Source organism: Nisaea sediminum (assembly GCF_014904705.1).
Taxonomy (GTDB): Bacteria; Pseudomonadota; Alphaproteobacteria; order Thalassobaculales; family Thalassobaculaceae; genus Nisaea; species Nisaea sediminum.
This window is the reverse complement of the sequence record NZ_JACZCQ010000003.1, coordinates 443166-455733: the sequence shown is the minus strand read 5'-3', so window position 1 is coordinate 455733 and position 12568 is coordinate 443166. Positions and strand designations below refer to the sequence as shown.

The window sequence follows — 12568 nt, the reverse complement described above, 5'->3', positions numbered from 1 at the left end:
ACGGAATTTTCTGTTGAGCGGATCGGAACAAGGTGGGACCGTTCGCCGGCCCTTTCCTTCCCTGTTGCGTGCGGAGCCCGGACCGTCATGTCCCTTCCCGGAAATATCCTCGTCATCACCGCCGACCAGTGGCGCGCCGACTGTCTCTCCGCCCTCGGCCATCCCGCCGTGAAAACGCCGAACATCGACGCGCTCGCGGCCGACGGCGTGCTCTTCGAGCGGCATTACTGCCAGGCCGCGCCCTGCTCGCCGGCACGGGCCTCGCTCTATACCGGGCTCTACCAGATGAACCACCGGGTCTGCCGCAACGGCACGCCGCTGGATGCGCGGTTCACCAACATCGCGCTCGAGGGCCGGCGCGCCGGCTACGGACCGGCGCTGTTCGGCTATACAGACCAGAGTTTCGATCCGCGCGCCCTGGCGCCGGACGATCCGCGCCTGAAGACCTACGAAGAGGTCCTGCCGGGCTTCGAGCGGATCGCCCGCTTCGACGAGCAGGCGGCGGACTGGCTGCAATGGCTGGGAGGCAAGGGCGAGGACGTCTCGGACGGGCTCGGCGGGGTCTACGGCAAGGTCCCGACCCCCTTCAAGCGATCGGACCTGATCCCGCGCTTCCAGGCGGAGCATACGGAAACCGGCTACATCACCGAACGCTTCCTCGATTTCGTGGACCGGCAGGAAAGCGGGGCGCCCTGGTTCGCGCATCTCTCCTTCATCCGCCCGCATCCGCCCTTCTCGGTGCCGGAGCCCTACAATTCGATGGTGCCGGACGAGGCGGTCGAGCTGCCGGTCCGTGCCGGCTCGCCGGAAGAGGAGGGCGCGCTGCATCCCTTCGTGCGCTACGTCCTCGGCGAGGTGAAATCCAAATCCTTCGTGCCCGGCGGCGGCGACCGGCCGGTGACGGACTGGAGCGACGACGAGATCCGCGCGGTGCGCGCGGTCTATTACGGCATGATCGCCGAGGTCGACGCCCAGCTCGGAAGGATGATCGCCGGGCTGAAGGCCGCGGGCGCCTATGAGAACACGCTGATCGTGCTGACCAGCGACCATGGCGAGATGATGGGCGAGCACCATCTCTTCGGGAAACTCGGCTATTTCGAGGGCAGCTACCACATTCCGCTGATCGTCCGGGCGCCGGGCGGGCCGCGCGGCAGCCGGGTGCGGAAGTTCACGGAATCCATCGACATCGCGCCGACGCTCGCCGAATGGAGCGGCATCGACATTCCGCTGCAATATGACGGCCGCTCGCTGCTGCCGTTTCTCCGGGGCGAGGAGCCTGCCGGCTGGCGAGACGCGGCGCACTGGGAGTTCGATTTCCGCGAGGTCGTCAGCGGCAAACCGGAGGCGGCGCTCGGCCTCAAGCTCGACCAGTGCCAACTCGCGGTGCACCGCGGCGAACGGTTCAAATACGTCCATTTCGCCGCCCTGCCGCCGCTCTTCTTCGATCTCGAGGCGGATCCGGCGGAGCTGGTCAATCTCTCCGGCAACCCGGATTACGCGGCGGAGGAACTGGCCGCCGCGCGCGCGATGCTCTCCTGGCGCCAGGCCAATAGCGAGCGGACGCTGACCGGGACCGAGATCACGGCGAACGGGCCGGTCGAACGATCCTTCGCGGATCGCTACTGAAGCGGTTCCGCGGGATATCTTGGCCGGGCTCCCGGTGCGCTGATAAGCTGCCGCGAAAAACAGCGTGGCATTCCGGGGGAATCATGAGCGAGACCGACAATTATTCCATCGACCCGCAGATGGCGAAGGCCATCGAGCGCATGGTCGAAATCGCTGCCGAGGAAAATCTCGGTCCCGTCCCGCTCGACCCGACCCCGCGGGAAGCCCGCGTCCGGATGGAGGCCGAACGCGCCTGGTGGAACCAGGAACTGCCCGAGATGGCCGAGGTCCGCGAAGAGACGATCGCGGGACCGCACGGGCCGATCCGGGTACGGCTGCTCTATCCCGACGTCCCGCGCCCGGCGCCGGTTCTAGTTTATTTTCACGGCGGCGGCTGGGTCGTCGGCTCGCTCGAGACCCATCACCGGGCGATGCGCTATCTCGCGCTGAAGAGCGGCTGCGCCGTCGCCGCGGTCGATTACCGCCTCGCGCCGGAGCACAAGTTCCCGGTGCCGCTGGAGGATTGCGTTGCCGCCATCGATCATGTGCGCGCGCACGGTGCCGGCTGGGGCCTCGATCCGGAAAAGCTCGCGGTCGGCGGCGACAGCGCGGGGGCCAATCTCGCGCTCGGCGCGGCGCTCTCGCTACGCGACCGGGGCGACAGCCCGATCCGCTCTCTCACCCTGTTCTATGGCTGCTTCGACCGGGACCTTGAGGACGAGTCCCACACGCTTTTCGGCGACGGCTCTTTCGGCCTCTCCACCGCCTCGATGCGCTGGTACTGGAACCATTACCTGAAGGACGATGCGGACGCGACGAACCCCTATGCCTGCCCTCTGAAAGCCGATCTTGCGGGCCTGCCGCCGACCCAGCTCTATCCCGCAGGCCTCGACCCGCTCAGAGACGACTCCGTCCACATGAAGGCGCGCATGGAGGCGGCCGGCGTGCCGGTCGAATACAAGCTCTATCCCGGCGTCTGCCACGCCTTCATCAATCTGACCCGCATGGTCGACCAGGCGCACGAGCTGATCGACGACGCGACCGGCGCGATCCGGCGCAATCTGGATCTGCGGTAAGACTCGTAGACTGAGTAAATGACCCGGAAGACGGGTTCTGGCCGGTCCCTGCCATCAGGGGCCGCATTGGAGGCCTGCCCAAATGCTGAAGCTTGACCACCTCACCGTCATCGCGCCGACCCTGGTCGAAGGGGTCTCGCACGTCCGCGACTGTCTCGATGTCGACGTCCCGTTCGGCGCCCGCCACGAGTATATGGGCACCTACAATCACCGGCTCCAGCTCGGAGACGGGGTCTATCTCGAGATCGTCGCGGTCGACCCGGGCGGGGTCAAGCCGGAGCGTCCGCGCTGGTTCGGTCTCGACGATCCGGAAAAGATCAGGGAGGACTGGACCGAGGGGCGGCGCCTGCGCGGCTGGGTCGCCAGCACGGAGGATATTAGGTCCGTCGTGTCGAGCCCGAGCCGTCGCGCGATCTTCGGCGACGAGGTTGCGCTTCCGCCCGGGAATCCGTCCTTCGCCTTCTCCATCCCGGAGGACGGCTCGCTCCCTCTCGACGGCGCTGCGCCGTCGATCATCGACCGCAGGGGCGCGCCCGAAGCGATGAAGCAGATTCCGGATCTGGGCGCGCGGCTCCTGTCGTTCACCCTGGAGCATCCGGATACCTCGATCATAAAGACGCTGTATCGCGAACTCGCCGTCGACCGTCCGCCGTCGGTCGTCCCCGGGCCGAAGATCCGCTATCGGGCGCAGATCGAGACGCCGACGGGGGTGAAGGAACTGACCTGACCGCCCGCCCTCAGGCCTCGGCCGACGCCCGGTCCTTCGGCAGGCGGAGCGTGATCAGGTTGGTCATCAGGATCGAGCCCGCCAGCATGTAGAACACCGAGACCAGCCCGTAGGCGTCCGCGAGCATGCCGCCGGCGAGCGGCATGATCATCGCGAAGCCGCTCTGCGTGCCGAACATCAGGCTCGTCGCCGAGCCGCCGAGATGGGGCGGGGTCAGGTCCATCATCCAGCTGTGGACGACCGGCCGGACCGCGAAGAGCACGAAGCCGAGCATGGAGATGCCGGCGATGAAGGCGGTCTCGCTGCCGAGGAAGGTGAGGCTGGCGATGATCAGCGTCGAGGCGCCGAGCCCGGCCAGCACCACGGTGCGCCGTCCCGCGCGGTCCGACCAGATCCCGGCGACCGGCGTCGCGATCACCCCGCCGACCTGCATCGCCGCCATGGCGAGGCCGATCATCACCGGGCCCGATCCCATGTCATGCGCGAGATAGAGCGGCAGGAAGGCGAGCAGGCCCTGCTGGGTCATCGAGCGGAAGCCGCTCATCAGGCAGAGCCCGAGGATTGCGCGGTCGGCGACGACGCGCTTCAGCCCGGAGAGATATTCGCCGAGCCCGACCCCGTGCGCCGCCCCGGTCTTCGGCCGCACGGTCTCGTAGCGCAGCAGCCCGACCGCGAGGATCGCCGCGACTGCGAGCACCGGGAGCGCCGACACTTCCGCAGCCTGCTGCCAGCCGAGCGCCGCGATCAGCGCGCCCGCCGCGAGCGGGGCGATCGTGTCGCCCGTGCTGGCGCCGAGCCCGTGGATCGAGAGCGCGTAGCCGCGGTTCTTCGGATAGCGCCCGGAGAGGAAGGAGATCGCCGGCGGGTGCCAGAGATTGGCGGTGACGCCGATCACCGCGACCAGCCCCGCGATGGCGAGGAAACTCGCGGCCATGCCGATCCCGGCGAGCGCCAGCGCGCCGATTGCGACGGAGAGGATCTGGAACAACACCTTGCGCCCGGAAATGTCGATCAGCGGCCCGCTGAAGAAATTGGCGGCGAAGGAGCTGACATGGAACACGCTGACCAGCGCGCCGGTCTCCGTGTAGCTGAGCCCGAGCGCCATCGAGAGCGGTGGCAGCAGCAGGTAGAAGGTCGCGGCCGTCCAGTGGATCGCGCCATGGCCGAGCCCGACCAGCGTGATCGGAATGTTCTCCCTGAGGGTGACGCCGGTCAGGCGCTCGGAAAGGGACATGGGGGTTCCTGAGGTGTAGGGGCCGAGTGAGGGGGCAGGATATCGTGGGAGCCGGGGAGCGGGGGAGGAAATATTTGATGCGGGTGGGGAGAACTGGCTGATATCGAACGTTTGCTAGAAGCCGATTGTGACCCGTACGATAGTGTGCGCTTGCGTTGTGATGCGCCGCCCGGAAGTTGCAAATGCGCGGCGAGTTGGGGATGCGCCAAAAGTGTGTGCGATTGCTCGCTCAACAACTCCGCTTAGCAAGATTGATCGATCTTACCAGTGTGAAGATGAAGTCTATACTCCCCTGAAAGAAAAGCATCAGGCGCTTCCGCAACTCAGCTAAATTTGTACTTCAAGCGTAGACTGCGCTCAACTCTTTCTTCTCAATCATGTTGAGAAGATTGATATCCTCCCAGCGAACAAACCAGTGCTGAGTTTGTATCTCATCCACCAAATCAAGAGATTCGGACACGGAGATGTTTCCGACAGCTGAATGGTGGACCTTTAGCGTCGGCCACGTATCTCTGACCAGCCTAGCGCGTTTCGTGCGATCAATGTGCGGACAAGCAAGAATATCAAGCAGAAGATGCACGAGTTCGGATTCCTTATAGAACTGCTTTGAGGAAAGAATTCTCTTCTTTGCCTCGTCAAAGGCCGTGTCACTTCGATGTTTGAAGCCCGGCTTATTGCCAAAAATGAAGATCCTTACGATAAGGTGGAAGTAGCTGTTGTCGCTCTCCTCCAACCCGGCTTTCTCAAGCAGGTCTGCCTCCAAAGAACCATCTCCGCTGAATTCTTGTAGGCTAAGGAGCACGTTCAAGAACTCGATTGGGCTTACTGCTCTTTTCTCGTAAAGGCTTGAGAAAGAAGGCGATCTAGCCAATAGAGACGTCCAACGAAGTGTTGCTTCTTTTGCGATCTCAAACCCCTCAGCATCATACTTAGACATGTGATGTGCGACCCGAACAATTGCCAAAGATAATCGGAGCGAAGAAGCTACCGTCGGATGAAGGGTAAAAAAATAAAATCCTATATCTAAAAGTAAAATGAACAAGTTACGATAATAGGTCGATTTAAAATTACTGTTGGTCAGTTTGGATGCGTCAGAAAAATTATCAGCAAGGTCGACTACCTTCCGTCGAATGGCGCCAATAATGTAATTGGCAACAGCGTCGTACCCCATGTTCGACGCATAACATGCAGCTTTGATCTCTCTGGTGAATCGACCAAAGAGAGCCCTATAGCGAAATATTCTGCGGGGTATCTCGTAGCGTTTGCGGGAATCATCATACTCAATTTCAAGCGTCCGCTCCCAAAGACTCAGTATGCTTGTGTCGATGCGATCAATGACAAGGGATTTGCTCGTATAGAAGGGGCGCTTAAGTGTCTCGCTCTTTGTCTCGTTTAGGTGAAGTTTGTACTCGCGCAGAGCGAGCGACAGCTCATGCTTCACCGCGTCTAATATGCTCTCTGAGTTTGCAAATACGTAATAATTGTCAACATATCTACGGCATTCATACTGCTCGCGTTCGTAAAGGGACCGGCTTCTAAGCTTGCTTGCGACGTTTTGATCGATCTCTGCAAGAATTATCTCTGCGAAGATACGGCTTGTCTCGGGTCCGATGCAGATACCGCTTGTTTCATTGTGATTGAGCCGCTGCATGAGACGGTCGAATTCATTTCCAAAAGAAATAGAGCGTGTGTTTTCCTTCGCCAGCACCTTGGACTTAACGGCCCACGCAATAGAATGAGTGTAGATGCTGTCAAAGCACTTGCTGATGTCGAGGGAAAATTGGTATTTGTATTTTTTCTCTAATCTGATGTGATCCTCTGACAAAAAGAAGCGGTATAATCGATCAAATCCAGAATAACTAAAGTAACTGGCTGGGTTTCGAACAATTTTATCTATTTCCTCTGTGTCGACAGAAGTTGTTTTGTACTTGTTTCGATCTGATATATTGGTTTTGTAAAAGTAAGTTGTTCCTATTTTTGCCGGTTTGCGGATTGAAAAAGGGCTACGGTTTCCGTACTCACATATCAATTGATCGTATTTTTGATAAAATTTAGCGATCTGAGATTGTCCTTGTGGATGAACTAGGCTAAGCGTCCGTAAGCTGTCAGTTTCTTTAACAATACTGTATTTGTGCGGGACTGTGTACTGGAAGTCGTCAGAAAGCACCAACGCGTAAATGAAGTTTTGCAGTTTTGGCGTCTTCGTTTCATACTGGCTCAAATTTTTATAGAAACCGTCGTTGCTAAAGATGATTGGCAACTCAAACGGCGACGTGTCCGTTAATACCGTTCGCCAAAGATCAGAGCGATGGAGGCGGACTTTAGTTTTGGCGCGTTTACGCATATTTCCAGCATTCCATCAGATGTTTCAGCCGGCTAGGCGGAAAGTGAAAGTAGGTCTTGTTCTCAAATCCTTTTTTGAATCCGAGTCTTAGAAGTTCTTTGCGTTGTGAGTTGGTAAGGACAGAGTTCAAAGGCGCCGAAATTTTTCCTGTTTTCTGTAGTATAATTTTACGCTGAAACGCATCCAGTTCAGATAGCGCAGAAGATGGAAGGTGTATCAGGCTATAAGTGTGGCGTGTACCAGCAAGCCGGTGTTTTGATTTTTGGTAATCATAGAATTGATAATTGCAACATATGAGGCGAAATCGATCTTTTAGGTCGTCAAAGTTGCCATCCGCCAGAAACTGAATGACAGATTTTATCATACGAGTTTTTCTTTTTTTAACTTTAGATTTCGCAATATCTATAATAACTTGTCTGATTTTCGGTGATTTCTTGCTTTGTTCATAAACGGAGAAGCTGAATCCTAAGTATTCGAATGTTTTCTCAATTTTGGGTGAAGCTTTTTTTTCATCGCCAAAGCTGTAAACGTGAGATTTTTCCGTGTTGAAATGCAGCCCGCAAGGGAGTGCCCGCGTGATATCACGTCGAAGCGTCCGCGTGTCAGGTGAGGGCGGTAGAACAACAACAATATCATCCACGTATCTAGCGTACATATGAGCGCGAATGTTCGTTCGGATAAAACGGTCGAAATCCTGCATATAGAATTCGCTGAGAGATGCACTGATAGCTAGGCCGGGCGGTAGCCCTTTTATACCGAGTGCGGCGCATCGATCGATGAATGTCAGCAACACGAATTGTGTGCTTGGGGAAGTCGAGATACGCCGTAATACCAGCTCTTTAAGAGCCGTTTGGTCTACTGATTGATAAAAGTTCGCAATGTCGAACCTGGCGATGCAAAACGGCATTCCTTCTTCACAAAGGAGTCCAAGGCGTTGCACGATGTCCATTCGATTGCTTTGTTTAGCGTTTGCGATGCGCCTGAGGTTTTGATTGGCCTTGCGCAGCACCAACTCGGTTGGCAGGTCATTCACTTGGAAGATCGTGCGGCCGGCAAGGTCATTTTTTGCTAGTATCATTCCGGCCATCCCATCTTTGGCCATGCTTACCGCTGAATGAATTGCTGCGTCACGTCCGGCAGTTGTTGCAAGCGCAGGGTAACGCTTAAAATCCGCTTTGCTCAGATGTCGTTCGAGTGATGTTGGACCAAAGGTCGGATCGTACATGCTTCTGCCAAACACATATTACTTTTTATGGCTTACCGGTATTGCTTGGTTGGCTCCGCTGGAGCTAAATCAATTTGGCTATCGCGAATCTCATGGTGGCTGCTTTTTGATCTAATGTTTGCGGCCCTCACTCTGCAATTCGATCTGCCTCCCGGACAAGTAGATACAACAGCTTTTCGTTTGTCCATGCTGCAGAGTCGTCCATTTTTGCGCGAGACAAAAAATTAGTAATGGTTTCAAACGTGCGGTTAGAAGCGAAAGCTACTTGCCTACACGCAAGGGGTAAATGCAGCTGCAACCATCACTCTCCCCCCATCACCCCCATGAACCCCGGAGACACCCTTGTTCGAACCATGTCCCTGCGGCAGCGGCAAAACCTATCTCGGCTGCTGCGGCCGGTTGCATTCCGGTGCTCCGGCGCGGGATGCCGGGGAGCCGATGCGCGCGCTACTCCGCCTTCGCGCGCGGGAATACGGCCTGCCTGCAGAAGAGCCGGGCGGCGGAGACGCGGCCGGTGGCCATGGAAATCCTCCGGCGTGGATCGCTTCCCTGCCATCGCCGATCCCCGGTTTTCCAAAACATAACGGTGGATCACGTCACCAGGGGTGAACCAAGGGGAGCGGACTTCGCAGCCTTCCTTGGCTCGCCGGGAGACGCGTTGCTGGAAGGACGCAGGCCCGCAGGAACGGGCGCGACTTGCCGGGGCGTCCGCCCGTCGAGGACAGGCCGGGGAAATTACATGGGCAGAGTTTGAGTAAACCCGTGTATCATCGGTCCGGCTGAATACTCTACATGGTATGAGTTTCCGGGTGATCCCAGGTTGGCGGGAGTTCAGCGATGGCCTCGGCAGACTATTCGCGGGAGGAGCGCTACCAGCGGTCGATCGCTCCCCTGAGTGCCGACGAGTCCTGGGCGCTTGCCGGGAGACTCGCTGACGGCGAGGTCGAGTGCTGCGACCCCTTGATGGCCAGGCTGGGCAGCCCGCCGCCGCTGATCACCTGGAACCCCGATCCGGACGATCTGGATTCCGCGGCGCTTCGTCATGTCGCCCGTTGGTGGCAGCAGGCGGCCGCCGAGACCGGCGGACCGCCGCCCCCGGGGATGGTCGATCCCCTGTTGCTGCGCCCGGCGCTGGGCTCGATCTCGCTGCTCGACGTTCTGGACGGCGGACAGGATTTTCAACTCCGCCTGCACGGCTCCGATATCGCCGCCACTCTGGGCATGGACATGACGGGCCTGAAGGTCGGCGAGATGACCGTGCCGTTCATGGCGTTCCTGATCGTGACCTATCGCGCGCAGATCCTGCGACCAGATCCGCTTTTGTTGCGGTATACGCCGGCGATGCAGTTCTTTCTGTCTGCATGGTGGCGCATCGGGCTGCCCCTCATGCGTGACGGCAAGGTTGTCCGCTTGCTGATCGGAATGGAGCGCGCTCCGCGCCAATCCGAGCTCTGAGAGGCGCGGTCATCTCGCGGCCGGGCAATCACTGCGGCGGACGCCGCTCCACTCGGCGTCGGGCGAATTGGCCGTCGAGATGTTCGCTTCGGGCCGGGAGCGGTCATTTGTAATGCAGCTCAAAACCGACCAGATCGGCGGTTTGGGTCCAGTATCCCGGTCTCGGCATTTGGTGGCCTGCTGACCTATAGATCGCTACAAGGAGCGGTCAGCAACCTCGCGTCCACGAGCCCTTCGGAGAGATCCTTGTTCGAACCCTGTAACTGCGGCAGCGGCAAAACCTATCTCGGCTGCTGCGGCCGGTTGCATTCCGGCACGCCGGCGCGGGATGCCGAGGAGCTGATGCGTTCGCGCTATGCGGCCTACGCGCGGGGCAAAACGGCCTACCTGCAGAAGAGCTGGGCGGTGGAGACGCGGCCGCTGACCCTGACGCTCGACCCCGCGCAGGTCTGGACCGGGCTGAAAATCGAGCGGCACGAGGCGACCGGGCCCGACACCGCCATTGTCCGCTTCACCGCGACCTGGCGGATGGGAGCGCAGACGGGCCGGATGACCGAGACCAGCCGGTTCCGCCGCGACGGCGCGGGCTGGGTCTATATCGACGGCGCGGTGGAGTGATTTCAGAGGCTCTGTCGGCCTTACTGGCCGATACGCCGCGGGCACCTTGCTGGCCAGCATTGGATGGTCCCAAGCATGCATCATGCGTCTTCTCGACAACATCATCGGCGACCGAGGGTCGAATTATGCGGTCGCGGAGGGGCCGTCTGCGTCCGGTGACGGCCGCGGTGATGAGAGTTGCGGATTCCGGGGAGGGGGGCCGTGAGGGGAGCCGCAAACGTGCGCCGGACGGTCATCGCCGGCTGGCGGTGTAGAGCAGTGGCCCGGATTCCAGAGGCGAGTTGCGAGCCGAGAACTGGCGGCTCCGCATGGCGCGGCAACACAGCATATTTTTCAATTTATACAAAAAAGAATGTATTTAATTATCGATTATGAGTTGTGTATGGTCGGTTCGTCGACATGGAACATTTTGGAGTTCCTTTCATGCGGGTCAGGTTCGGGTGGCTAGCGTTATTGATTTGTCTGGCCGTAATCGTCACGGCTTTGCCGCACCGGAAGGTCGAGGCTCAGCAAGTCCGTTGGGTCCCTTGTGCGAACGAAGGTCAGTCCTGCACCTTCGATACCGTTGATAGTCCGACCGATATCGTTACCGTTAGATTTGGGCAGGCAAATCACTATGTCTTTCTTGTCATGACGGGAGCGGTGGGATCAATTAATTGCGAGCGCGGATTATTCGGGGACCCCTATCCCGGACAGGCCAAATCCTGTAGCTATACGACCGATTCGTTGTTTCCGGATATGAATTACCAACAACTTACGACCGGCGCCACGATCTGGGAGGGCGAGGCCAGCAATCAGTCGTTCAGCGGTGCGACCCGATGGGTGGCGTTTGGTATCGGGCAAAAATGGTTTTTTGCTTTGGCCCATGGCAATCCACAATCCATTCGATGTTCGATCAATGATGGCATTGGAGGTAACTTCGACCCTGCTCCCGGCGAAAGGAAGCAATGTAAACTGACCATGGTTGGTTATTCCGGTGCCAGTTACGATCCGCCCTGCGCGACGGAAGGGCAATCCTGCACCCAACAGGCCGAAGGGCTCTATATCGTGCGGTTCGGGGCCGATACCCAGTGGATATACAGAATCATCAATGCGCCGGCATTCGCCTGTTCCGACGCCGGAAATGGCTTTAACTTCGATCCGGCCCCTGGGAAGGCCAAGACTTGCGGCGAGTACGCGCTAAGCACATCTACAGCGAGGACCAGCGGGGACTGGACGCTCGTGTCGAGTTGTGAAGGATCGTCTCTGGCTCCGTGCACGGTCTCGGAGGAACTCCAAGTCGGGTGGTCATCGACCAACACACACATGGAGCAGTCTTCGATAGCGAATACGGTGACTGTCAGCATCACAAAAAAAGGCATCGGAGGGGTGACAGGTACGCTCCAGGATGCCGTTACCTATACCCAGTCCGAAGGCTACACCAGTGCGCTTAACCAATCGGTGACGAGGTCGCAAACGGAAACCTGTGGCCCGACTGAATCGGGACAGAACGTCAGCATGCAAATGTGGCAGTTCGAAACGACGACGACTGTTCCGACCTGTAGCGCCGACGGCGTGTGCAGCATCACTGTCAGTACGACGGACGTCCAATGTGTCACCAATCCCCCGACCGGATATAATGGCCCACAGTGCTTGCCTGGAATGTGCAGTCCAACAGATCCGACATGCACGGTGTGCCGGAGCAATTGAGACGTTCAGGCGATGAATCCATCGTCGGTACCGCAACGATGGTCTTAGTTGGCTGGTCACAGGTTTGAATTCTGTCGCGGGAACCAACTCCGATTATTCAGAGACAAGAAGGTCTACTTAGTTCTGCATGAGAACATGCAGAGCGGCATACCTGATGGCGGTCTCGAGCAACAGTCTTCCCATCGCTATCGCTCCAACGCACAGCCAGACCAGCGTTCCGGCCGAAACGAGGATCACCCGACCTCTCTCAGAATCAGCCGGACGCGGGATGCCGAGGAGCTGATGCGCGCGCTATGCGGCCTACGCGCGCGGAAACACGGCCTACCTGCAGAAGAGCTGGGCGGCGGAGACGCGGCCGTTGACGCTGACGCTCGATCCCGCGCAGGTCTGGACCGGGCTGAAAATCGAGCGGCACGAGGCGACCGGGCCCGCGAGCGCGATTGTCCGTTTCACCGCGACCTGGCGGATGGGCGCGCAGACGGGCCGGATGAGCGAGACCAGCCGGTTCCGCCGCGACGGCGCGGGCTGGGTCTATATCGACGGCGCGGTGAAGTGAGTTAGCGGGGGGAGCGATCCGGGGCGCGCCCGGCGCGCG

At 59.1% G+C, this 12568-nt stretch carries 10 protein-coding genes and 1 pseudogene; 8 read left to right on the top strand and 3 right to left on the bottom strand.

Annotated elements, in window-relative coordinates:
• Window positions 1–87 precede the first annotated feature (87 nt).
• From IG122_RS07215 to IG122_RS07205, 3 genes are all read left to right on the top strand, one after another.
• Window positions 88–1626, top strand: coding sequence for an alkaline phosphatase family protein (locus IG122_RS07215; RefSeq protein WP_193181946.1), 1539 nt, complete (start codon window positions 88–90; stop codon window positions 1624–1626).
• An 83-nt stretch (window positions 1627–1709) separates the two neighbouring features.
• Complete coding sequence (locus tag IG122_RS07210) at window positions 1710–2681, top strand: alpha/beta hydrolase fold domain-containing protein (protein WP_193181944.1); 972 nt, start codon at window positions 1710–1712, stop codon at window positions 2679–2681.
• Window positions 2682–2763: 82 nt separating this feature from the next.
• Window positions 2764–3408, top strand: a complete 645-nt coding sequence (locus tag IG122_RS07205; RefSeq protein ID WP_193181942.1) for a VOC family protein — start codon at window positions 2764–2766, stop codon at window positions 3406–3408.
• A gap of 10 nt (window positions 3409–3418) precedes the next feature.
• On the opposite strand, the gene IG122_RS07200 is transcribed toward IG122_RS07205, so the two are convergent.
• The 3 genes from IG122_RS07200 to drt3a form a co-directional block, all read right to left on the bottom strand.
• Window positions 3419–4642 (bottom strand): MFS transporter, encoded by a 1224-nt coding sequence (locus IG122_RS07200; protein WP_193181940.1) that lies wholly within the window; start codon window positions 4640–4642, stop codon window positions 3419–3421.
• A 340-nt stretch (window positions 4643–4982) separates the two neighbouring features.
• Entirely contained in the window at window positions 4983–6986 is a 2004-nt protein-coding gene (gene drt3b, locus IG122_RS07195; RefSeq protein ID WP_193181938.1) for an antiviral reverse transcriptase Drt3b, read from the bottom strand.
• Window positions 6979–8211 carry an antiviral reverse transcriptase Drt3a gene (gene drt3a / locus IG122_RS07190; RefSeq protein ID WP_193181936.1) on the bottom strand — a complete coding sequence of 411 codons (1233 nt, stop codon included), beginning with the start codon at window positions 8209–8211 and terminating at the stop codon, window positions 6979–6981. Before drt3a ends, drt3b begins: the two co-directional genes overlap by 8 nt.
• A 342-nt stretch (window positions 8212–8553) precedes the next feature.
• Between drt3a and IG122_RS24545 the strand changes: the two genes are divergently transcribed.
• From IG122_RS24545 to IG122_RS07170, 5 genes and pseudogenes are all read left to right on the top strand, one after another.
• The gene (locus IG122_RS24545; protein ID WP_226893379.1) at window positions 8554–8820 is read left to right on the top strand and encodes an SEC-C metal-binding domain-containing protein; all 267 of its coding nucleotides are present in this window, start codon (window positions 8554–8556) and stop codon (window positions 8818–8820) included.
• Between the two features lie 228 nt (window positions 8821–9048).
• Window positions 9049–9666, top strand: a complete 618-nt coding sequence (locus tag IG122_RS07185; protein ID WP_193181935.1) for a PAS domain-containing protein — start codon at window positions 9049–9051, stop codon at window positions 9664–9666.
• A gap of 246 nt (window positions 9667–9912) precedes the next feature.
• Window positions 9913–10284 (top strand): YchJ family protein, encoded by a 372-nt coding sequence (locus IG122_RS07180; protein WP_226893378.1) that lies wholly within the window; start codon window positions 9913–9915, stop codon window positions 10282–10284.
• A gap of 423 nt (window positions 10285–10707) precedes the next feature.
• Window positions 10708–11973 (top strand): hypothetical protein, encoded by a 1266-nt coding sequence (locus tag IG122_RS07175; protein ID WP_193181933.1) that lies wholly within the window; start codon window positions 10708–10710, stop codon window positions 11971–11973.
• 298 nt (window positions 11974–12271) lie between these two features.
• Window positions 12272–12529: pseudogene (locus IG122_RS07170) on the top strand (YchJ family metal-binding protein); the annotation flags it as partial.
• Between the last annotated feature and the right edge of the window lie 39 nt (window positions 12530–12568).